The sequence below is a fragment of the Mesorhizobium sp. WSM4808 genome (assembly GCF_055811675.1).
The window spans coordinates 58192-78045 of record NZ_JBVVQX010000009.1 but is presented as its reverse complement, the minus strand read 5'-3'; the positions used below and the strand labels follow the sequence as shown (position 1 = coordinate 78045).

21 protein-coding genes are annotated in these 19854 nt (G+C 61.5%); 7 read left to right on the top strand and 14 right to left on the bottom strand.

Translation table 11 applies throughout. From position 1 onward, the window contains the following. Positions 1-150: 150 nt before the first annotated feature. Positions 151-1260 carry an aldo/keto reductase gene (locus tag AC0L2U_RS17755; protein ID WP_127810465.1) on the bottom strand — a complete coding sequence of 370 codons (1110 nt, stop codon included), beginning with the start codon at positions 1258-1260 and terminating at the stop codon, positions 151-153. Between the two features lie 38 nt (positions 1261-1298). Then, positions 1299-1826 (bottom strand): nuclear transport factor 2 family protein, encoded by a 528-nt coding sequence (locus AC0L2U_RS17750; RefSeq protein WP_127810466.1) that lies wholly within the window; start codon positions 1824-1826, stop codon positions 1299-1301. A gap of 116 nt (positions 1827-1942) precedes the next feature. Here AC0L2U_RS17750 and AC0L2U_RS17745 point away from each other — a divergent pair, with 116 nt between their 5' ends. Next, positions 1943-2869: a LysR family transcriptional regulator gene (locus tag AC0L2U_RS17745; RefSeq protein WP_127810467.1), complete on the top strand. Its 927-nt coding sequence runs from the start codon at positions 1943-1945 to the stop codon at positions 2867-2869. A gap of 34 nt (positions 2870-2903) precedes the next feature. Here the strand turns inward: AC0L2U_RS17745 and tsf are convergent, their stop codons facing one another. The 5 genes from tsf to AC0L2U_RS17720 all read right to left on the bottom strand — a co-directional run bounded on the left by tsf (position 2904) and on the right by AC0L2U_RS17720 (position 7504). After that, positions 2904-3824: a translation elongation factor Ts gene (tsf, locus tag AC0L2U_RS17740; RefSeq protein WP_127321483.1), complete on the bottom strand. Its 921-nt coding sequence runs from the start codon at positions 3822-3824 to the stop codon at positions 2904-2906. A 109-nt stretch (positions 3825-3933) separates the two neighbouring features. Then, positions 3934-4722, bottom strand: a complete 789-nt coding sequence (gene rpsB / locus AC0L2U_RS17735) for a 30S ribosomal protein S2 (RefSeq protein ID WP_023812937.1) — start codon at positions 4720-4722, stop codon at positions 3934-3936. 203 nt (positions 4723-4925) lie between these two features. Continuing rightward, positions 4926-5204, bottom strand: a complete 279-nt coding sequence (locus AC0L2U_RS17730) for a DUF4031 domain-containing protein (protein ID WP_027036667.1) — start codon at positions 5202-5204, stop codon at positions 4926-4928. A gap of 59 nt (positions 5205-5263) precedes the next feature. Further along, positions 5264-6562, bottom strand: coding sequence for a lysophospholipid acyltransferase family protein (locus AC0L2U_RS17725; RefSeq protein ID WP_128288091.1), 1299 nt, complete (start codon positions 6560-6562; stop codon positions 5264-5266). A 114-nt stretch (positions 6563-6676) separates the two neighbouring features. Then, positions 6677-7504: a cell envelope integrity EipB family protein gene (locus AC0L2U_RS17720; protein ID WP_127269019.1), complete on the bottom strand. Its 828-nt coding sequence runs from the start codon at positions 7502-7504 to the stop codon at positions 6677-6679. A 138-nt stretch (positions 7505-7642) separates the two neighbouring features. Here AC0L2U_RS17720 and AC0L2U_RS17715 point away from each other — a divergent pair, with 138 nt between their 5' ends. The 5 genes from AC0L2U_RS17715 to AC0L2U_RS17695 all read left to right on the top strand — a co-directional run bounded on the left by AC0L2U_RS17715 (position 7643) and on the right by AC0L2U_RS17695 (position 11980). Beyond that, positions 7643-8107, top strand: a complete 465-nt coding sequence (locus AC0L2U_RS17715) for a RidA family protein (RefSeq protein ID WP_027036670.1) — start codon at positions 7643-7645, stop codon at positions 8105-8107. 14 nt (positions 8108-8121) lie between these two features. After that, on the top strand, positions 8122-8850 hold the full coding sequence (locus AC0L2U_RS17710) for a glycerophosphodiester phosphodiesterase (RefSeq protein ID WP_127269017.1): 729 nt from the start codon (positions 8122-8124) through the stop codon (positions 8848-8850). 50 nt (positions 8851-8900) lie between these two features. After that, complete coding sequence (locus AC0L2U_RS17705) at positions 8901-10115, top strand: GNAT family N-acetyltransferase (RefSeq protein ID WP_128288090.1); 1215 nt, start codon at positions 8901-8903, stop codon at positions 10113-10115. 93 nt (positions 10116-10208) lie between these two features. Next, the gene (locus tag AC0L2U_RS17700; RefSeq protein WP_206622035.1) at positions 10209-10637 is read left to right on the top strand and encodes an HIT family protein; all 429 of its coding nucleotides are present in this window, start codon (positions 10209-10211) and stop codon (positions 10635-10637) included. A 200-nt stretch (positions 10638-10837) separates the two neighbouring features. Next, positions 10838-11980, top strand: coding sequence for a phosphatase PAP2 family protein (locus AC0L2U_RS17695; RefSeq protein WP_245491470.1), 1143 nt, complete (start codon positions 10838-10840; stop codon positions 11978-11980). A gap of 42 nt (positions 11981-12022) precedes the next feature. On the opposite strand, the gene AC0L2U_RS17690 is transcribed toward AC0L2U_RS17695, so the two are convergent. The 4 genes from AC0L2U_RS17690 to AC0L2U_RS17675 all read right to left on the bottom strand — a co-directional run bounded on the left by AC0L2U_RS17690 (position 12023) and on the right by AC0L2U_RS17675 (position 16154). Next, a complete protein-coding gene (locus AC0L2U_RS17690) occupies positions 12023-12661 on the bottom strand; it encodes a chloramphenicol phosphotransferase CPT family protein (protein ID WP_473602334.1) in 639 nt (212 codons plus the stop codon). A gap of 61 nt (positions 12662-12722) precedes the next feature. Beyond that, positions 12723-15191 carry an ATP-dependent Clp protease ATP-binding subunit ClpA gene (gene clpA, locus AC0L2U_RS17685; protein WP_127258970.1) on the bottom strand — a complete coding sequence of 823 codons (2469 nt, stop codon included), beginning with the start codon at positions 15189-15191 and terminating at the stop codon, positions 12723-12725. 6 nt (positions 15192-15197) lie between these two features. Then, positions 15198-15527 carry an ATP-dependent Clp protease adapter ClpS gene (clpS, locus tag AC0L2U_RS17680; protein ID WP_023812950.1) on the bottom strand — a complete coding sequence of 110 codons (330 nt, stop codon included), beginning with the start codon at positions 15525-15527 and terminating at the stop codon, positions 15198-15200. 297 nt (positions 15528-15824) lie between these two features. Then, a complete protein-coding gene (locus AC0L2U_RS17675) occupies positions 15825-16154 on the bottom strand; it encodes a phasin family protein (protein ID WP_013531776.1) in 330 nt (109 codons plus the stop codon). 285 nt (positions 16155-16439) lie between these two features. Here AC0L2U_RS17675 and AC0L2U_RS17670 point away from each other — a divergent pair, with 285 nt between their 5' ends. Next, positions 16440-17849: a D-alanyl-D-alanine carboxypeptidase gene (locus tag AC0L2U_RS17670; RefSeq protein ID WP_127810470.1), complete on the top strand. Its 1410-nt coding sequence runs from the start codon at positions 16440-16442 to the stop codon at positions 17847-17849. Between the two features lie 46 nt (positions 17850-17895). Here the strand turns inward: AC0L2U_RS17670 and AC0L2U_RS17665 are convergent, their stop codons facing one another. From AC0L2U_RS17665 to AC0L2U_RS17655, 3 genes are all read right to left on the bottom strand, one after another. Further along, the gene (locus AC0L2U_RS17665) at positions 17896-18594 is read right to left on the bottom strand and encodes a DnaJ domain-containing protein (RefSeq protein ID WP_127810471.1); all 699 of its coding nucleotides are present in this window, start codon (positions 18592-18594) and stop codon (positions 17896-17898) included. Next, complete coding sequence (locus AC0L2U_RS17660; protein WP_164895605.1) at positions 18594-19325, bottom strand: vWA domain-containing protein; 732 nt, start codon at positions 19323-19325, stop codon at positions 18594-18596. Before AC0L2U_RS17660 ends, AC0L2U_RS17665 begins: the two co-directional genes overlap by 1 nt. Before the next feature lie 84 nt (positions 19326-19409). After that, positions 19410-19847, bottom strand: a complete 438-nt coding sequence (locus tag AC0L2U_RS17655) for a DUF1489 family protein (protein WP_128288087.1) — start codon at positions 19845-19847, stop codon at positions 19410-19412. Positions 19848-19854 lie beyond the last annotated feature (7 nt).

Below are 19854 nucleotides of genomic sequence, written 5' to 3'. Positions count from 1 at the left end.
TCTGGCCCTATTAATTTGCTTGGGGCGCGTCCGGGGGGGCTGCTCCCGCGCTGGCGCGCCACCCCAAAAATTGGCGTCCCTAAACCCCAGGGGCGCCGCTTTGCCCCGGGGCCCCCAAACGGCAAATTCGCCGGTTTCCTGTCCTATCAATCAATTGGTGGACACGCTGGCCGACTCTCCTTCGATGAGCACCGGTGACGCGTAGTTGGAGGGCTTGTCGCCGGTTGTCGCGCCGCCGGTAACGCGCGCCTGTATCTGCGAACCGAAATAGGAATAGGGAAACGGCGCTGTAGTTCTGCTGGCTCTCTCCAGCCGGTCGCGATGCGCTTTCGGAATCTCGAAATCCAGCGCGCCAAGATTGTCATGCATTTGGCTGAGCGTCGTCGCACCGAGGATGACGGTTGCGATCCCCGGCTGCGTCGCCACCCAGTTGAGCGCGACCTGAGGCATGCTGCGGCCGATCTCGGATGCGACCTTCTCGAGTTCGGCCACGATAGCCCAGTTGCGTTGCGTGAACTTTTGGAACCCCGGATGCGTCGAGTTGCGAAATCCGTCGAGGCGGCCCGCGGTTCCGGCCTGAGCCGGCCGATACTTGCCGCTCAGCAGTCCGCTAGCCAGCGGGCTCCACACCATGATGCCGGCGCCATGGCGCGTGCCGAATGGCACGAACTCATTCTCGATCGCGCGTTCGGCCAATGAATATTCGAGCTGCAACGCCGAAACCGGCTCATATCCGCGCAATTCGGCGATCGCCTGTGCGCGGCCCGCATACCAGGCGGGCACGTCGGAAAGGCCGACATGGCGCACCTTGCCCATCCGAACCAGGTCGTCCAGCGTGCGCATGACCTCCTCGGCCGGGGTGAGCCTGTCCCAGACATGCATGAGATAGAGATCGATATAGTCGGTCCCCAACCGTTTCAGCGAAGCATCGACGGCCCGCATGATGTTCTTGCGGCCATTGCCGCCGGCATTCGGATTGCCGGGCTGCATGTTCATGGTGAACTTGCTGGCGATCACCGCCATGTCGCGCAAGCCGCGCTCGGCGATGAATTCGCCAAGCCAGGCTTCGGCCGTGCCGTCTGTGTAGAGATCCGCCGTGTCGAAGAAATTGCCGCCCGCCTCGACATAGGCGTCGAACATCGCCCGCGCCGTATCCCTGTCGGCTCCCCAGCCCCATTCCTTGCCGAAAGTCATCGTGCCCAGCGCCAGCCGGCCGACCCTGAGGCCACTGTTGCCAAGGGTGTAGTAGGTCATGGTCATAATCGTCTTCCAATGCTTGGTGACAGATACCCCGCGCGTCACTGGCCCGGAGTGGTCTTGACCCAGGGATTGCCGCGCTCGTGTGTCATGCGGAACGCAAAGCCATCGACCTTCCAGCCATCTGCGAAACGCGTCAGGTGATGCTCATAGGTGCCCCAGACCTCCCAAAGCGGGTCGCCATTGCCTTCCATCCGGTTCCAGGCATAGCCGTTCGACAGGACAGTCGCCGTGTCCGCCTTGAGAACGACCTGGTGATTGGTGCGCAGATGCAGGCTTGTCTTGCTGCCCTTGAGGTTGGCCGCCCAAGCGCCAATCAGGTCGTCGGAAGCGATGTTAGCCGCTGGCTGTCCGGAGAGACTGCTGAAATCGGCGGTGACCCGATCCGCAAAATAGCCGCGTGCAAGCTTCCAGTCCTGGGCGTCGACGGCCCGGTCGATGGTATCGGCAATGCGAATGACCGCGCGTTCGTCTGCGAGGGCCCGCCAGTCTGATGGCTCCGCCCCGCCGGCGTCCATCGGCGCCAACGCCATGCCTGCCGCGAAAGTTACCTGTCTTAACGCATTCATGTCTCGTCTCCTCGATGCCATCGGCCGATCGCCGATGTGTTGACGACAATGTGGACCGCGACCTTGGCATCGATAAGATTGCATTGTTCGCAAAGACCATGCGATATCATTCATGAATGGATCGCGATCTGCTCAGCCATCTCCCTGTTGTGGTCGCCGTTGCCCGGCGCGGCGGCTTCGCGCTTGCCGCCGCCGAACTCGGCATGAGCCCTTCGGCAGTCAGCCATGCGGTGCGCATTGTCGAAGAGCGGATTGGCCAGCCTTTGTTCGCACGGACGACGCGCAGCGTTTCGCTCACCGAGGCCGGCAAGGCGCTGGTAGAAACGGCGGCTCCGGCCCTCCAGGATATTGCCGAGCGGATGGACCGCATCCGCAGCGTCAAAGGCAGGCCGTCTGGCCTGCTCAGGATCAACGCCTCCAACATCGCGATGCCATTGGCGGTGACGCCGGTGGTCGCCGCGATGGCCGAGCGCTATCCGGAGGTTACGGTCGAGGTCTTCGCTGACCAAGGCCTGGTCGATATCGTCGGCGAAGGCTTCGATGCCGGCATCCGGCTTGGCGAGATGATCGCCCAGGACATGGTCGCGGTCCGGCTGACGCCGCCATTCTCCGTCGTCGTCGTCGCCTCGCCCGCTTACATCGGAAGGCACGGCCGTCCCGGCAGCGTTGCCGATTTGGCGAACCACAATTGTATTGGCTACCGGCTCGTCCGCTCCGGTGCGCTCTATCGCTGGGATCTGATCGAGGATGGCAAGGACATCGCCATGGAGACGCGGGGCAGCGTTGTCGTGACGGATTCGCTCGCGGCAATCGATCTTGCGCTTGCAGGCGTCGGGCTCGCCTATATGTTCGAGCCGCTGGCGCGCGCCGATCTTGCCGCGGGCCGCCTCGTCCAGGTGCTGCCGCAGACGTCGATCGAGGAACCGGGGCTATTCCTCTATTTCCCGCGCCGGGCGTCGATGGCGCCGAAGCTCAGGGCCTTTATCGACACCGCACAAGAAATCGGCCGGGCATCCTTGCGGACACCCGGCCGAGTTGCCTGAGCTGAGAAGCCCCTTCAGGGGCTATTTGTAAGGATTATTTCTTCACAGCTGCAGCGACTTCCGCGGCGAAATCGGTCTCTTCCTTCTCGATGCCCTCGCCCAGCGCAAAGCGCAGGTAGGCGGTGATCTTGGCCGGGGCGCCGATGTCCTTCTCGGCATCCTTCAGCGCCTTCTCGACAGTGATGTCGGGATTGAGCACGAAGGCCTGCTTCAGGAGCACGACTTCCTCGTAGAACTTGCGCAGACGGCCCTCGACCATCTTCTCGATGATCGCTTCCGGCTTGCCGGACTGGCGCGCCTGGTCGGAGAAGATCGCCTTCTCGCGTTCGACCGCGGCCGGATCGATCTGCTCTGCGGTCAGCGCCAGAGGGTTGGTGGCGGCAACATGCATGGCCACCTGGCGGCCAAAGGCGTTGGCTGCATGCTCATTGCCCGTGGTCTCGATCGCGACCAGCACGCCGAGCTTGCCAAGGCCGTCGGCAACCGCGTTGTGGACGTAGGTAGCGACAGCGCCGTGGGGGACGGTGAGCTTGGCCGAGCGGCGGAAGCCCATGTTTTCGCCGATGGTGCCGACAGCGTCCTTGATGGTGTCGGCAACCGACTTGTCGGAACCTGGATACTTTGCGGCGGCCACAGCCTCCGTCGTGCCATAGGCCAGCGCAACCTTGGCAACGTTGCCGACGATTTCCTGAAACGCGGCGTTGCGGGCCACGAAGTCGGTCTCGGAATTGACTTCCACGACGGCGGCTTCGCGCACGCCATTGTCGACGCCGATCAGACCTTCAGCCGCGGTGCGGCCAGCCTTCTTGTCGGCCTTGGAGATACCCTTCTTGCGCAGCCAGTCGACGGCCTCTTCCATGTTGCCGTTGGTCTCGGTCAACGCGGCCTTGCAATCCATCATGCCCGCGCCGGTCAAGTCGCGGAGTTCTTTGACCTGTGCAGCCGAAATGCTCATTGTCGCCTCTTTGTTTTAAATGCACCGACGCACCATCGGTATTCGATGGTGCGTCTGTTTAGCGTGCCAGAATATGAGAAAGATGAAGGCCGCAACCGGCCTTCGATTATCAAGCTTCGGGAGCTTCCGACGCCGGAGCCGGAGCCGGGTCGAGCGCGGGTTCGACCGGAGCTTCGACCGAAGCGCCGATGTCGACGCCGAGCGCACCCTGCTGGCGGGCGATGCCGTCGATCGCAGCCTTGGCGATCAGATCGCAATAGAGCTGGATGGCGCGGGCCGCGTCGTCATTGCCGGGGATCGGGAAGTCGATCTTGTCCGGATCGCAGTTCGAATCGATGATGGCGACGACCGGGATGCCGAGGCGCTTGGCCTCGAGGATCGCGATCGCTTCCTTGTTGGTGTCGATCACGAACATCAGGTCGGGCGTCGAGCCCATGTCCTTGATGCCGCCCAGCGCCTTGTCGAGCTTCTCGCGCTCGCGGTCGAGGTTCAGGCGTTCCTTCTTGGTCAACCCTTGCGCCTCGCCGGCCAGCATCTCGTCGAGCTTGCGCAGGCGCTGGATCGAATTCGAGATCGTCTTCCAGTTGGTCAGCATGCCACCGAGCCAACGCGAGTTGACATAATACTGAGCCGAACGCTGTGCAGCATCGGCGACAATGTCGGACGCCTGGCGCTTGGTGCCGACGAACAGCACGCGGCCACCCTTGGCGACGGTGTCGGAAACCTGCTTAAGCGCCTGGTGCAGCAAAGGCACCGTCTGCGACAGGTCGATGATATGGATATTGTTGCGGGCGCCATAGATGTAGGGCGCCATCTTCGGGTTCCAGCGGTGGGTCTGGTGGCCGAAGTGAATGCCAGCTTCCAAAAGCTGGCGCATGCTGAAATCAGGCAGTGCCATTCAAAGTTCCTTTCCGGTTAGCCTCCACGGACACAGGCATTTTTGGACTTTGTCCTCGAACGCCACCGGAGGTTTCAGCCGGATTTCTCCCGGGCAGACACCAAAGTCCGTGTGTGGAATGAGCGCGCATATAGAGGGGATGCGCGATAAACGCAAGCGCCGCGGGATCTGTGATGCGGCGTGCGACGATCCGCGCCCTGCCGTCAGCGCTTTATCTTCCCGTTCGGCACTCGCACTCGCCGGAAGACCGCGACGATCTCCTCGCGGCTGCATTCGATGGCGCCGAGCCGCACCGCACGGTCGCGCTCGAAGCCGGTTATGTCATAATGCGGCGCCGATGTCTTGGGCGGCCCCTGGTAGGATGAGCGCTTGACGCCGAGCCGGGCGGCAAAGCGATGCAACTCGTCGGTGTCGTCGGCCAACAGATGGCACCAGCGATGGCCGGCCCAGTTCCAGATCGCTGCGTCGACATAGACCGCCATGAAGCTTGCTGTTTGCCTTCCATCCTCCACCACAGCGGGCCACGTGGCCCGTCAGGATGTCAGGGACGATAGAATGGATTCGGATAGAAAATGAAGCCGCCCTTGGCTGCAAGCTCGGCCACAATGTTGGTGACTGTATCCTGCATGCGACGGTGCAGCTCGGCAACCGCATCGTCGATAGAGTCCGTATGCTCATGCAAGCCCAGTGCCTCCGGCACCCGGATGTGGGCGCAACGCGGCCCGGCCGGCTGCGGAACGAACCGGTTTATCGTGTCGCGCAGCCCGCCCCGGCAATAGTCGTTGCGGATCCTCTTCAGATGTTCGGCGATATCCTCCTGCGTGATGCGCGGATTGGCGCAGGCCCAGGGTCCGACGCGTTGCAGCCTCTGAACCCTATCGGCGAGCGCGCGGACCTGCCTTTGCCGTTCCGCATCGTCGGTGTTTTCGCGCAGCCAGCGACGCGCACGCCGCAGAAGCTCTGCGGTGTCGGTTATGGCAGCGTCGCATGAGATGCTTTCGCCGAGTCGGCGGCCGAGTTCAGCAACCAACGCCTGCTGGCGCTCGGCATAGGTTGCGCCTTCGCCGGATGGCATGCCCGATGCTGCTTCATCGCGGGCCAGCAGCGCCGAATAGACATGGTGGATGCGCTGCGGGAGCGTGTCGGTCGCAAGGCGTTCTATTTTCAGGCTTTTCTCGACATAAGCGCATTCCTTCGCCAGCGCCGCTTCGACATTCCCGGTGAAGGCGAGCTTCCAGACGACTGGCGCGATCCAGACCTTGAAATCGGGATCCGTGGCCCGGCCGCGCTTGAGGGCCTCGAGCCCCATCTCGACGGCACCCGGCAGCAAAGGCGCAACGACATTGGCATGCCAGCCGACGCCGCCTTCGGGATGCAGCAGCACGCCATGGCCTTTCAAGGCCCAGGCGATCGAGTGTTCCTTGGCTGCCCCGCTATTGCCGGGAATCTGAGCGATCAAATTGTTGGCCAGCCAGAACTTCTGCATCAGCCGGCCAAGGCCGTTGACGACACCATTGGTTGCCCATGAGGCCGTGAGCGGGCTGACCTGCGAAACGACTTCCTTGTCGATCATCCAGTCGGTGAAGAACTCGGGATGATTGGGCGTGATGAAGGTCGCCTTCCCTGCCCCGCAACTGGCCTTCAGCCGCTCAAGGTCGGCGTGGGGAAAGTCGATATGGCGGACATTTGAGACGCCGCGCAGACCGGCCAGGCGATTGAACGGCAAGATATCCCGAAATCCGGGAATGCCGCGGAGCATGACGATCCGGTTGACGGATGTCATGGCCCTGATCAGTGCCGGGTTGGGCCGCGGCGCCACGAATGTATCGATCCTGCTCAAGCTGATCCCCCTCGCGCCTGGACGCCGGGGAGAGGTTGAGAGACGATTGCGGCACGTTCAAGTCGATCGTTACGACCACGCCGTGTCGTGGTAAATCAACTGCCTAGAGCGGCACTATTTGGCGGGACAGGGTTTCGTCTGGTCGAACAGCGACAGGTTGACCAGCTTGCCGGTCATCGAGAAGTCGCCATAGTCCATGACGAGATCGCGGGTGATGCCGTTCTCATGCAGCTTGAAGCTGATACGGTATTCCGGCACCTCTTCGCCCGTCTTGTTGGTGTCGTCGAAATAGGCGATATCGACCGGCCAGTATTTGTCGGTGGCGAGCTTTGCCAGTGCCGAAGCTTCCGGGTCGGCCTTGTCGGCATCGGTTTTCTTGCCGACCACGACGGTGGTGGTCATCACCTTGTTGGCGTCTTCGGAACCGTCGAACAGGTTGGTTTCGTAAAAATTCTCGCCCTTTTCGGCCTTGCCGATCAGCTCGACCAGATGCTGGGTCGGGAATTGGGTTGTCGCCAGCTCGACGCTGTTCTTTTCAGGCTTGTCGATGTCGACCTTCAGGCCCTTGGTCTCTTTGGTGGCGATGCCCTTGACCTCTTTGTCGAGATTCTGGTCGACGAAGGATTTTGTCACGAACGAAAATGTCTTGCCTTCGGCGTCCTCGAAAGTGGTCGTCTGCTGGTCGGTCAGCCTGGTGTTGTCGGCGGTGACGATCTGGGTGACGAAGCGGAATTTCACCGTATAGCCTTCGCAGGCCGAGCCATTGAACTCATAGACCATGCGGCCGGATATGCCTGTGATGCCGGACTGATCGGACGCTTTCTTCAGGGTAAGATCGTAGACGGCGCGGTGGGCTTGCAACGCCGGCGCTGCGAAGGCAGGGCCTATCGAGAAGACCCCCGACAACAGGACGGCATGGAATGCGAGGCGCGTTGCGCGCATGAGGTACTCCGATCGTCGCGACTGATGGCAGGCCGCAGGGAAAGATGGTCCAGCTTAAAAAAAGTCGTGGCGGAAGCGAGGCAAAAATAGCAATTTCGGCCCGGCCGGCGCGGCGTCACCAAGCAATAGGGAAATACCATGAGTGAAACAATCGAAAAGCGGCTAAGCGATCTGGGTGTGACGCTTCCCGTCGCCGCCGCGCCCGCCGCCAACTACGTGCCCTATTGCCGGACCGGCAATCTGCTGTTCACCGCCGGGCAATTGCCGCTCAAGGACGGCAAGCTGCAGGCGAGCGGGCTGTTAGGTCGCGATCTCGATACCGCAGGTGGCAAGGATGCGGCAAAATACTGCGCGATCAACATCCTGGCGCAGGCCAAGGCAGCACTCGGCGACCTCGAGAAGATTAGCCGTCTGGTGAAGATCACCGTTTTCGTCGCCTCGACACCTGAGTTCGTCGAGCAGCATCTGGTTGCCAACGGCGCCTCCGATTTTCTGGTGGCGGCCCTTGGCGAGCGTGGCAAGCATGCGCGCTCCGCCGTCGGCACCGCCTGCCTGCCGCTTAATGCCGCAGTGGAAATCGAAGCCGTCTTCGAAATCGAATGAGCCAGGGGACAGATATGACCGACCTATCCTGGCTGACCGCCCGGCCCGTCGCCCATCGCGGCTTCCACGACATGAACAAGACGCGCTGGGAAAACACGCTGTCGGCCTTCGCTGCGGCCGCCGAACGCGGCTATGCCATCGAATGCGACGTCCACCTGTCGTCCGACCGCGTTCCTGTCATCATCCATGACGGAGATCTCAAGCGCCTGACCGGCCAGGATGGTTTCGTCTGGCAGCGCACTGCAGCAGAACTCGCGGCGCTCAGGGTCGGTGGCACGGCGGACCATGTGCCGACGCTGCAGGAAATGCTCCACCTGGTCGACGGCCGCGTGCCATTGGTGGTCGAGTTGAAAGGCACGCCCGGCTATGACGAAGGCCTGGTGGCAAGCGTCGGCAAGATGCTCAAGCGCTACAAGGGCAAGGCGGCGATCATGTCGTTCGACCACTGGCTGGTCCGCGATTTTCCGAAAGACGCGCCGGGTATCCCCGGGGGTCTCACCGCCTACGGCAAGGACGTCGGGCTGATCGAGGCGCATTTCGCCATGCTGGCGCACGACATCGCCTTCACCTCCTACGCCGCCGGCGACCTGCCGAACCCATTCGTCAGCTTCGTGCGCGAAAGGCTGAAAATGCCTGTTATCACCTGGACGGTGCACGACCAGCCGGCGGTCGACCTGACCTTCAGATATGCCGACCAGATGACGTTCGAGGGGTTCGAGCCCGATCTGGTCAAAGTCGCCTGAGTGTCTGAAACGTGACTTGTACCAGGCCGGACGGAGCTTAAATAAGCCTCATGGATCAGGGCGACGAGGGTGACGGACAAACGGCCAATGCGGACTATTCGATCCGCGTCGCCGCCGGCATCGGCGCCTTCACCTGTGATGAATGGAACGGCTTTGCCGGAACTGCGCGCGGAGATTCAGGAACCAGTTACAATCCTTTGGTTTCCTTCGCTTTTCTAAGTGCGCTCGAAGATTCTGGATGCGCCGTGCGGCGCACCGGCTGGCAGGGCCATCACCTCAGGCTGGAGGACGGGCAAGGCAGATTGCTGGGCGCGGTGCCCTGTTATCTCAAATCGCACAGCCAGGGCGAATATGTGTTCGATCATGGCTGGTCGGATGCCTTCGAGCGCGCCGGCGGCCGTTACTATCCCAAACTGCAAAGTGCCGTGCCGTTCTCCCCGGTCACCGGCCCTCGCCTGCTGGTCAGCAAAGGCGAGGACAGCGCCAAAGTGAAGGCCGGTCTCGCGGCGGGCCTGAAGGCGGTGACGCAAAAGCTCGGTGTCTCTTCCGCGCATGTCACCTTCGCGCAAGAGAGCGATGTGGAGGTGCTGGAAGCGGCAGGCTTCCTGCACCGCACCGACCAGCAATTCCATTTCTTCAACGAAGGTTTTTCGACCTATGACGACTTCCTCGCCACCCTTGCCTCGCGCAAGCGAAAGGCGATGAAGAAGGAAAGGCGTGAAGCGCTTGCCCCAGGCATTTGGATCGATCGGCTGACCGGCAAGGACCTCACGGAGAAGGCCTGGGACGATTTCTTCGCCTTCTACATGGACACCGGCAGCCGCAAATGGGGTCGGCCCTATCTCAACCGTCAATTCTTCTCGCTGATCGGCGAACGCATGGCCGACGACATCCTGCTGGTGATGGCCAGGCGCAATGGGCGCTATATTGCCGGCGCCATCAATTTCATCGGCTCGGACGCACTCTATGGCCGCAACTGGGGCTGCATCGAGGACCATCCCTTCCTGCATTTCGAGGTCTGCTACCATCAGGCGATCGACTTCGCCATAGAGCGCAAGCTGAAGGTGGTCGAGGCGGGCGCGCAGGGCGAGCACAAGCTGGCGCGCGGCTACCGGCCGGTGACCATGCATTCCGCGCACTACATTGCGCACCCCGGCCTGCGCAACGCCGTGGCCGACTACCTCAGGCGCGAACGCCACGAGGTGGAGCGGATGAGCGAATATCTGGAAGAGCACACCCCGTTCCGCAAGGATCTCGAGGAGTAGCGGCCGCGTCGCCCGATGATCGATTTTCCAATCGTCTTGCCGATTTTCGGCGGCTTCGCTACACGAAAGGCACAATCTGGAGCGTTCGCCATGATCGAGGCCACCTACGACACCGACAACATTTTCGCCAAGATCCTGCGCGGCGAAATTCCTTCGCACCGTGTCTATGAGGATGAAGCGGTCATCGCCTTCATGGATGTGATGCCGCAGGGGCCGGGCCATACGCTGGTGGTGCCGAAAGCGCCGTCGCGCAATCTGCTCGACGCCGACCCGTCAATTTTCGGCCATCTCTTAAGCGTCGTTCAGAAAGTGGCGCTGGCGGTGAAAAAGGCCTTTGGCGCCGACGGCGTCACCATCATGCAGTTCAATGAGCCGGCATCGGGGCAGACCGTCTATCATCTGCACGTACATGTCATTCCGCGCTTCGACGGCATCCCGCTGAAGCCGCACACGGGAGGAATGGAGAAGCCGGAGGTGCTGACCGAAAATGCCGAAAAGATCCGGACTGCGCTCGAAAATTGAGAAACGCGAGGTCAGCCGATGTGGCGGACCGGGTCGAGAATATCGAACTGACAAGCGCCGTTCAGCCGAGAAGACGATTCTAGTGCCCGGGCGTGCCGGCGCCGGGACTCAACCGTTTGCAACTCTAATCGTCTGATTAGGAAATATTGAACCGTCTGACGGTAAAATGGTAACGGCGTGGCGAGCTGGGCTTCAAAACCATGGAACATTCGGTTGCGGCATCGGCCCCACTGACGGGGGCCATTGTCGGACGTGCTTTTCCTGGCATCTTGGCGGATGCCTTTTGGCGACACCGGCTGCTGCACGCTATGGCTACCGCTGCGCTGCTTCTGGCAAGCGCAGTCGGGTGGCACACTGGAAACATGCCGGATTTCGGCGTTCTGGCGGAATACGCCGAGTATCTTTTCATCGCCTTCTGGATTTGCGGCTCAGCCCTTGCACTTGGGACGCTTTTCCACCTTGCGCTGGTCCAGCGGGAAACCGAACCGCTGCACACCTTCCTCAAGTCACTGGGTAGATTCTTTGGCGATGCCGAACGCATTGCCAACAGCCTGAATGGCTTGGGTGCCGGTCTTGCCTTCATATCCGCGATCGGTGTGTTGAAGGGAGCCATTGCAATCCTCTCTCCGTTTGCATGGGACAAAGCATTGGCTCACGCCGATCGCATCCTGCATTTCGGTCGAGCCCCGCACGAATGGTTGTGGTTTGTCGTCCAGTCGCCGCTTGCATTGAAAATCATCAACATCGCGTACAATTTCTGGTTCGTCGTGCTCATCATCGCGGTTTTCACCGTGTGCATCACACGAAAGGATACGAAGCTGCGTCATCAGTTCCTGATGAGCTTCATGACGGTGTGGACACTGGGCGGCTTTTTCCTCGCGATGGGCCTGTCGTCGGCTGGCCCTTGCTTTTACGAGCAATTGGGGTTCGGCAACGACTTTCACCCCCTCATGCAAGCACTTGCCGTTGCCGATCGCGTCTATCCGATCTGGGCGCTCAGCACGCAGGATATGCTGTGGAGTGGCTATACCGGCGCAACTACCGGCAGCGTCGGCATATCCGCCTTCCCATCCCTGCACGTTGCGATGGCGGTGCTGTTTGCCCTCTATGCAACACGGCGGTCCCGGCTGGCCGGTCTTGTGATGTGGTTATTCGCCGGCGTCATTATGGTCGGTTCCGTCGTGCTTGGCTGGCACTATGCCTTGGATGGCTATGCGGGTGCATTCCTGATGATCGCGATCTGGAAGGTGTGCGGATATTTGGTGGCCCGTTTCTCCCCGGACCGCATGGCCGCTGAAATCGAGAGCTCCACCATGCAATCGCCGGCGGTTTGCGGGCTGTAAATTCGCCGATCTGGGCGAACCCGCCTGCGGCGGCCATGCCGGTCAAAACGGCTCAAGGGCCGCGCTGGATGGGTTGGATAGTTTCTGAAACGCTGTTGGATACGGTGCTTGCCGAAGCTTCTCTGCGATCGTATCCGCGCATTGCCCAGGGCTGAGGAGCGAGGTATCGATCTCCAGATCGTACACGCCGGGCCGGTGGACCTCTTCTTGCCACAGACGCACGGGCAGCGGCACGGGAACATCTGATGAGCCGGTTACATATTCCTTGTCTGCCGCGCTGGCTGCACGCCTTTCCATGATGATTTCCAGCGGGCAGCGAACACCGACAAACAGCACCGGCAGACCTACAAGCCGGCGCGCGCAATCGGCCACAATGTGAAGTGGCTTCGAATAGGCATCGTGATGGCCGACATCCGCCACGACATTCAGCCCCAGCCGGCTGTGGGCGGCGATCGATTCGTAGAGCCCGGCGTGAAATCCGGGCACGAGGGCCTCAAGGTCGGGACGCTCGCCGCCGAGCCGCAATCCTATCCCAGGCCGATAGCGTGCCGGCGTAGCCTGCTCGTAAACGCCGACGCCGAGATTGATCCAGACGCCATCGAAGCGCTCCTGAACAGCTCTGGCGATGCTTGTTTTTCCCGATCGCGGCGCACCGTTCAGGATGATGATCTGGCCGCTCATGCCCCTCCTCCTTGCAAACGAAAAAAGCCCCGTTTCCGGGGCTTTTCGACTTTCCTCAAGGTCAGTTCTTTCTGGGCAGTTGCGGGACGAGACTGCGCTTGCCGCCGTCCTTGCCCTTGGCTTCGGGCTTCTGCGCCACCAGCTTCTTGGCCGCCGGCTTCTTCGCTACGGCCTTTCTGGGCTTCGGCGTTTCTTCCGGCTCTTCCTTCTTCGGCTTCACCGGCGCCTCGTCGGCCAGCGATTCGAGCTTCAGGCCGGTCTCGCCGGTTTCCTTCTTCTCGACGGTGACGCGCACCGTGCCGCCCTTCTTGAGCTTTCCGAACAGCACCTCGTCGGCCAACGGCTTCTTGATATGCTCCTGGATCACACGGCCGAGCGGCCGCGCTCCCATGCGCTCATCATAACCCTTGTCGGCGAGCCAGGCGATCGCATCCGCCGACAGGTCGAAGGTGACGCCACGCTCGGAAAGCTGGGCCTCGAGCTGCATGACGAACTTCTGCACCACCTGATGGATGACCGGCACCGGCAGCGAGCCGAACGGGATGATCGCGTCGAGCCGGTTGCGGAACTCCGGCGTGAACAACCGGTTGATCGCCTCCACATCGTCGCCTTCGCGCTTGGTCGAGCCGAAGCCGATCGCCGCGCGCTGCGCATCCGACGCGCCCGCATTGGTGGTCATGATCAGGATCACATTGCGGAAGTCGATCTGCTTGCCGTTATGGTCGGTCAGCTTGCCGTGGTCCATCACCTGCAACAGGATGTTGAACAGGTCCGGATGCGCCTTCTCGACCTCGTCGAGCAACAGCACGCAATGCGGATGCTGGTCGACGCCGTCCGTCAGAAGACCGCCCTGGTCGAAGCCGACATAGCCCGGAGGCGCGCCGATCAGCCGCGAGACGGTGTGGCGTTCCATATATTCCGACATGTCGAAGCGGATCAGCTCGACGCCGAGCGAGGCGGCCAACTGCTTGGCCACTTCGGTCTTGCCGACGCCGGTCGGGCCGGAGAACAGGTAGGAGCCGATCGGCTTCTCCGGTTCGCGCAGGCCGGCACGTGCCAGCTTGATCGCCGAGGTCAGCGCGGTGATCGCAGTGTCCTGGCCATAGACGACGCGCTTCAGCTCGATATCGAGGCCCTGCAGCACCTTCTCGTCATCGGCCGAAACCGTCTTCGGCGGGATGCGGGCCATGGTGGCGATCGTCGCCTCGATCTCCTTGATGCCGATGGTCTTCTTGCGCTTGGCTTCCGGCACCAGCATCTGCGAGGCGCCGGTCTCGTCGATCACGTCGATCGCTTTATCCGGCAGCTTGCGGTCGTTGATGTAGCGTGCCGACAGCTCCACCGAGGCCTTGATCGCCTCGTTGGTGAACTTCACCTTGTGGAACTCCTCATAATAGGGCTTGAGGCCCTTCATGATCTCGATGGCGTCCTCGATGGTCGGCTCGTTGACGTCGATCTTCTGGAAGCGCCGCACCAGGGCACGGTCCTTCTCGAAGAACTGGCGGAATTCCTTGTAGGTGGTCGAGCCGATGCAGCGGATCGCACCCGACGACAGCGCCGGCTTCAACAGGTTGGACGCATCCATGGCGCCGCCTGAAGTAGCCCCTGCCCCGATGACCGTGTGGATCTCGTCGATGAACAGCACGGCGCCAGGATAGTCCTCGAGCTCCTTGACGACCTGCTTCAGCCGTTCCTCGAAATCGCCGCGATAGCGCGTGCCGGCGAGCAGCGTGCCCATGTCGAGCGCGAAGATGGTGGCGTTGTGCAGCACTTCGGGAACGTCGCCCTCGACGATGCGCTTGGCCAGACCCTCGGCGATCGCCGTCTTGCCGACGCCGGGGTCGCCGACATAGAGCGGGTTGTTCTTGGAGCGGCGGCACAGCACCTGGATGGTGCGGTTGATCTCGGATTCGCGGCCGATCAGCGGATCGATCTTGCCGGCCTTGGCCTTGTTGTTGAGATTGACGCAATAAGCCGTCAGCGCGTCCTGCTGCTGCTTCTTCTTGCCGCCTTCCTCTTGCGGCTCGGCGCCGTTCTGGCCGCCCTGCTCGTCATCGGCACCGCGCGGCGAGCGTGTCTCCGACGCGCCCGGACGCTTGGCAATGCCGTGCGAGATGTAGTTGACCGCGTCGTAGCGGGTCATCTGCTGTTCCTGCAGGAAATAGGCGGCATGGCTCTCGCGCTCGGCGAAAATGGCGACGAGCACGTTGGCGCCCGACACTTCCTCGCGGCCGGACGACTGCACATGGATCACCGCGCGCTGGATGACGCGCTGGAAACCGGCGGTCGGCTTGGAGTCCTCGTCGTAACCGGTGACGAGGTTGTCCAGCTCGGTGTCGATATAGGTGAGAACCGTGTGCTTGAGCTCATCGAGATCGACATTGCAGGCGCGCATGACGGCGGCCGCCTCGGTGTCATCGATGAGCGCGAGCAGCAGATGTTCTAGGGTTGCATATTCATGGTGCCGCTCATTGGCGAGCGTCAGCGCCTGGTGAAGCGCCTTTTCCAGGCCTTGGGAGAAAGCCGGCATGTTACCTCACTTCTTCTCCATCACGCATTGCAGCGGATGCTGATTCTGTCGGGCGAAATCCATGACCTGGGACACTTTGGTCTCGGCCACCTCGAATGTATAGACCCCGCACTCGCCCACTCCATGATTGTGAACATGAAGCATGATGCGTGTGGCGGCTTCGCGATCCTTCTGGAAAAAACGCTCCAGCACGTGAACCACGAACTCCATCGGAGTGTAGTCGTCGTTGAGGATGAGGACCCGATAAAGGCTGGGCTTCTTGGTCTTGGTTTTGGTGCGCGTGATGACGGCCGTCCCACGGCCGGCCCCATTGCCGTTACCGTCGCCGTCTTGCATTCGCACCACTCGTCTCGTGGCAGTCAAACCTGAAGTCACGTATTCCTGCCTCTTTCGATTCCCCATGCGAGTTCGACATGTAGGTGTTCGATGTACGATTTTAAGCCCTTCTGGTTAGCTGACAATATGGCTAGGTCACCAACTTGGACGATTTTCGCAATCGTGAAGGGGCGCGGGGCTCTGGAACGGAAATTGACACGAAAAAAGCCCGGCCGCGTTTCCGTGGCCGGGCTTTTTCTCAGGTTCAAAGGCTGAATCTGGGGTCACGTCAGGCGAAATCAGTTCGCCCGGGCAAAATTACTTTGCCTTGGCAACGATCGATTCGAATGGCTTGTAAGCTTCCTTGGCGAGTTCGGCATAGAGATCGCCGATCTTGGTGGCCTCGGCGACGAACGCCTCATAGGACTGCTTGGCGTAGTCCGACTGGATCTCGATCGCCTTTTCCAGCGACTTGGCTGAAAACAGCTTCTCCACAGTGGCGCTGCCGGTTTCAAAACTCTTCTTGGTGTATTCACCAGCCTCGGTGGCAATCGCCTGCGCGCCCTTGGACAGCGACGCGAAGCTCTTCAATCCGGTGTCGGCGAACTCTTTGCCGTATTTGCTGAAGTCCTCATAGGTCTGGGTCATTTCACGATTCCCTTGACGGTTGAGGCGTCCTTCTTCGGGGCGCCCTTGTGCAATGCAAGATAATATATTGTGCGCCGCACAAAAGTCAAGATTTCGCGGGCTTGCGGACCCGCCTGCGCAGCCAATGGCTAAAAATCGAATAAAGAGAACCTCAAGCCCGAAGAAAATGGTGAACGCGGCGGTTACCATAAACGGATTGGTAACGCTGCGCCGGTAGCTTGACCGGAAGCGAGGCAGGACCCTTTGCCGCCTCCAACGCAACGAAGAAATCCAAGGGAAGTACCAGTGCGTAAGGCGTTGTTGGGCATCGTTTCCAAATCCACCTCCCCTCTCAAAACGATGATGATCGTCGCCTTGGCGATGACATTCGTTTTTGGCGACGTTGCCTCGTCGCTGGCGGCCAGGCAGGCGGCCATCGTCGTGGATGCCAAGACCGGTAAGGTGCTTTACTCCGCAGATGCCAACGGCAGGCGCTACCCGGCTTCGCTGACCAAGATGATGACGCTGTACCTGACCTTCGAAGCTATGGCGAAGGGCAAGATCAGCAGGAACACGCCAGTGGTGTTTTCCGCCAAGGCTTCCGCCGAGGCGCCGACGAAACTTGGCGTGAAGCCGGGCGGTTCCGTCACGGTCGAGACCGCGATCCTGTCGATCGTCACCAAATCGGCGAATGACTCGGCGACCGCGCTCGGGGAAATGCTCGGCGGCAATGAAACCACTTTTGCCCGCATGATGACCGCCAAGGCGCGTGCGCTGGGCATGAACGGCACCGTATTTAGAAACGCCAATGGCCTGCCCGACCCCGGCCAGTTCACCACCGCGCGCGACATGGCGACGCTCGGCATCGCGTTGCGCGAGCATTTTCCGCAGTATTACGGCTATTTCTCGCAGCGCTCCTTTCTCTACGGACGCCAGCGCATCAACGGCCACAACCGCCTGCTCGGACGTATCAAGGGTGTCGACGGCATCAAGACGGGCTACACCCGCGCCTCCGGCTTCAACCTCGTCTCGTCGGTTTCCGATGGCAATCGCCGCATCGTCGGCGTGGTCATGGGCGGCACCTCGGGCGGCAGCCGTGACAATCAGATGGCCAACCTGATCAACACCTATCTGCCGAGGGCATCGACTCGCGGCGGTGGCGATCTGGTCGCCAAGGCCGGTGGCAACAACCCGATCACCGCCCTCGCCAAGGTTCTTCTGCCCAAGCATGACGCTCCGACACCGGACGACAGGCCTGTCATAGCGCAGGACGATGCAATCGTTGCCGAGGACGCCACGGTCGCCGAAGACGATACCGCGCAGGCCGAGGAAGCAGCTCCCGTCGTCAAGACCAGAAAGGTCAAGACCGTCATCGTTTCAGCCCCCCAGGTCGCGACGGCCCAGGTGGTAGCGGCCTATGCCGAGCCGACGCCCGCGGCTGTCGACCCGGTCAACACCGCGTCGGTGCCGTCGGGCTGGGCCATTCAGGTCGCCTCGTCGCCCAAGCAGTCCGAGGCCCAGGCCTTTCTCGACAAGACCACCAAGCAGGCGCCCAAGGTGCTGGCGGACGCTTCCGGTTTCACTGTCGCCTTCGACAAGGATGGCGTCACCTACTACCGCGCCCGCTTCGGTGGCTTCGGTTCGAAGACCGCCGCCTGGAAGGCCTGTACCGCTTTGAAGAAGAAGAACATCGAGTGCTACGCCGTCCAGCAGTAGGACGGCGTGCAAGCCATCTCCCGGAAAAATTCTGCGTCGAAGGAGACTAGTTGTGATTGGAGAGCAAGACGTCCTTGGCTTCGTTAATCCGCGCCGCCAGGAAAGACGTGCCGCCGACATCGGGGTGCAGGCGCTGCATCAGGCGGCGGTGCGCCTTGCGGACATCCGCCGCGGCGGCCCCCGCTTCAAGACCAAGGACCTTGTAGGCCTCCTCCTTAGTCATGGCGCCCGGACTTGGCGGAACACCCAGCCCTTCGCCACCGTTCGTCTCAGCGTTTTTGCGCCAGACGGGAAATCTGCCGTCAAGATACGTCTCTAGCAGCTGTCGGCTCTCTGGATCGCTGGAGAGTTCGCGGTAGAGGTGTTGCAATTCCGCCAGCCCCATCGCGCCAAGCATCTTGCCTTCGTGGCGGCCAGCCAGGACCAGTCCTTCGAGGCCGCCGGTATCGTGATCGAGCTCCATTTCCAATGCCGCCGTGCGCACCGTCGAGCGTTTGCCCGGGGCAAGGCCGGCCGGCCGGCCTTTCATTCGCATGGAACCATACCAGGCAATTGCCCCGGTGAGAATCATGCCGCCGATGCCCTCACGGCCGACCACAAGCACGGCGACGCCGACAACTGCCAGAAGGGCCGGCCCGAGCGTTCGCAGCGTGCTCGCCAGTTTCGCCGGCTCGGCACGCAGAAAGATCGTCACCGCGCCGAGAAGCAGCAGAAGCAACGCTACAAAAGCGATGATTGCGCCCATTATTTTCCGCCGCCCCGCAGATGCTCGATCATCAGCCGGTCTTCCGGCCTGCCCCTGGCTTCGAGCGCCTTCAACCCGCCGGTCGCATACACGGCGACGGCCGAAAGCAGCCCTGCCAAGGTCGTGGCAGCCCGCCGATCAAATCGGAACCAAGCCCCCTTGGAAAGCCGCGCAATCTCTTTGAACGCCTTTTCCGCGCCGGAATCATGGCCTTCCTGAAACACGAAGACAGGAACGCCATGAAGGCCGAGGCTGCCGGCCTTTTCGGCCAGATCGTCGATATTCTCTTCCATCGCGTCGCCGATGTAGACCAGCGCATTGACCTTGGCGGCCGCCGTCTGTTTCAGCGCATGCGTCAGGACCTTTCCGATCTGGGTGTGGCCGCTGCGGCATTCGATCCGCGTCATCAGCTGCTTCAAGGCATTGGTGTCGCTCACGAAAGCCGACGAACGGCACTCGCCGAGGCCGCGAAAATAAACCAGTTGCACGCTGAGGGTTCCGGCCTTGCCGACTGCGTCGAACATCTGGCCCTGCAGCGTGCAGGCCAGATCCCAGGTCGGCTGGCGGCTCATCGTCGCGTCGAGGGCAAGGATCAGCCTGCCCGAACCGGTCGCCGACGCGGCAAGTGTCCTCGCCTGACGAATGAAGGCGTCGATCTCGCCGGCGTTGGATTGAGGCTTGACCGGCGCAGGACTGGTCCTCGCTGGCACAGGCTGCTTCTTATCACTCATGAAAAACAAGATGTGGCGTTGCCACATCGCTTGCAAGCCCCACATCGGGCGGTGCAAAGGGCCAGGCGGTGATGCCACCTGGGGTCAGAGCAGACCGAGATCGGCCAGCTCGCGCCTGAGTTTCGGCGGCATCTCGATCAATCCGGCCTTGCCCTTGCCCAGATCGAGCGGCGCGTCCGCCGGTTTCAGGTAGCGCCAGCCCTGAAAAGCCCGGCGCGGCTGCCAGTCGGTGCGTACAACCTCGGGGTCGAGTATCAGATGGCAACGGCCTATGCCTTCACTGTCGGTGAACGGCCGGATTTCGGTGATCAACTGGCGGCACTGCACATTGCCTTTGATCACCCAATAGAGCGAACCGCCATCGGAAACCTCGGCGCCGCGTGTCGGCATCATGCGGGTGGTGTGATACTGCTCGACCGGCTCACCGGCGCGCCGCCGCTCGTCGAGGCGGAAGGCGATCCACTCTTCGAGATCCTCGACGCTGTCGCAGCCGACACAGAGTTTTATGAGATTGAGAGACATCGCTTAA

Excerpts from the sequence above, each read along its gene's own strand:
- AC0L2U_RS17755 (WP_127810465.1), bottom strand. The coding sequence starts at position 1,260 with ATGACCATGACCTACTACACCCTTGGCAACAGTGGCCTCAGGGTCGGC.
- AC0L2U_RS17750 (WP_127810466.1), bottom strand. The coding sequence starts at position 1,826 with ATGAATGCGTTAAGACAGGTAACTTTCGCGGCAGGCATGGCGTTGGCG.
- AC0L2U_RS17745 (WP_127810467.1), top strand. The coding sequence starts at position 1,943 with ATGGATCGCGATCTGCTCAGCCATCTCCCTGTTGTGGTCGCCGTTGCC.
- tsf (WP_127321483.1), bottom strand. The coding sequence starts at position 3,824 with ATGAGCATTTCGGCTGCACAGGTCAAAGAACTCCGCGACTTGACCGGC.
- rpsB (WP_023812937.1), bottom strand. The coding sequence starts at position 4,722 with ATGGCACTGCCTGATTTCAGCATGCGCCAGCTTTTGGAAGCTGGCATT.
- AC0L2U_RS17730 (WP_027036667.1), bottom strand. The coding sequence starts at position 5,204 with ATGGCGGTCTATGTCGACGCAGCGATCTGGAACTGGGCCGGCCATCGC.
- AC0L2U_RS17720 (WP_127269019.1), bottom strand. The coding sequence starts at position 7,504 with ATGCGCGCAACGCGCCTCGCATTCCATGCCGTCCTGTTGTCGGGGGTC.
- AC0L2U_RS17715 (WP_027036670.1), top strand. The coding sequence starts at position 7,643 with ATGAGTGAAACAATCGAAAAGCGGCTAAGCGATCTGGGTGTGACGCTT.
- AC0L2U_RS17710 (WP_127269017.1), top strand. The coding sequence starts at position 8,122 with ATGACCGACCTATCCTGGCTGACCGCCCGGCCCGTCGCCCATCGCGGC.
- AC0L2U_RS17705 (WP_128288090.1), top strand. The coding sequence starts at position 8,901 with ATGGATCAGGGCGACGAGGGTGACGGACAAACGGCCAATGCGGACTAT.
- AC0L2U_RS17695 (WP_245491470.1), top strand. The coding sequence starts at position 10,838 with ATGGAACATTCGGTTGCGGCATCGGCCCCACTGACGGGGGCCATTGTC.
- AC0L2U_RS17690 (WP_473602334.1), bottom strand. The coding sequence starts at position 12,661 with ATGAGCGGCCAGATCATCATCCTGAACGGTGCGCCGCGATCGGGAAAA.
- clpA (WP_127258970.1), bottom strand. The coding sequence starts at position 15,191 with ATGCCGGCTTTCTCCCAAGGCCTGGAAAAGGCGCTTCACCAGGCGCTG.
- clpS (WP_023812950.1), bottom strand. The coding sequence starts at position 15,527 with ATGCAAGACGGCGACGGTAACGGCAATGGGGCCGGCCGTGGGACGGCC.
- AC0L2U_RS17675 (WP_013531776.1), bottom strand. The coding sequence starts at position 16,154 with ATGACCCAGACCTATGAGGACTTCAGCAAATACGGCAAAGAGTTCGCC.
- AC0L2U_RS17665 (WP_127810471.1), bottom strand. The coding sequence starts at position 18,594 with ATGGGCGCAATCATCGCTTTTGTAGCGTTGCTTCTGCTGCTTCTCGGC.
- AC0L2U_RS17660 (WP_164895605.1), bottom strand. The coding sequence starts at position 19,325 with ATGAGTGATAAGAAGCAGCCTGTGCCAGCGAGGACCAGTCCTGCGCCG.
- AC0L2U_RS17655 (WP_128288087.1), bottom strand. The coding sequence starts at position 19,847 with ATGTCTCTCAATCTCATAAAACTCTGTGTCGGCTGCGACAGCGTCGAG.